Genomic DNA, 255 nt, shown 5'->3' with positions numbered 1-255 from the left:
CAAAACATCTTCGGCGTTGTAAGGTTAAGCCTCACGGTTCATTAGTATCGGTTAGCTCAATGTATCGCTACACTTACACACCCGACCTATCAACGTCGTCGTCTTCAACGTTCCTTCAGGAGACTTAAAGTCTCAGGGAGAACTCATCTCGGGGCAAGTTTCGTGCTTAGATGCTTTCAGCACTTATCTCTTCCGCATTTAGCTACCGGGCAATGCCATTGGCATGACAACCCGAACACCAGTGATGCGTCCACT

Annotated in this window: 1 rRNA gene; it reads right to left on the bottom strand. The window is 48.2% G+C overall.

Annotated elements, in window-relative coordinates:
- Nucleotides 1-20: 20 nt before the first annotated feature.
- Nucleotides 21-255, bottom strand: a 23S ribosomal RNA gene (locus tag NNO02_RS23925); the annotation flags it as partial.

Origin of the sequence: Citrobacter sp. Awk 2 (genome assembly GCF_028069815.1) — a bacterium.
GTDB lineage: Bacteria > Pseudomonadota > Gammaproteobacteria > Enterobacterales > Enterobacteriaceae > Citrobacter.
The sequence above is the reverse complement of the archived record's forward strand: the minus strand, read 5'-3'. Positions and strand labels throughout refer to the sequence as shown.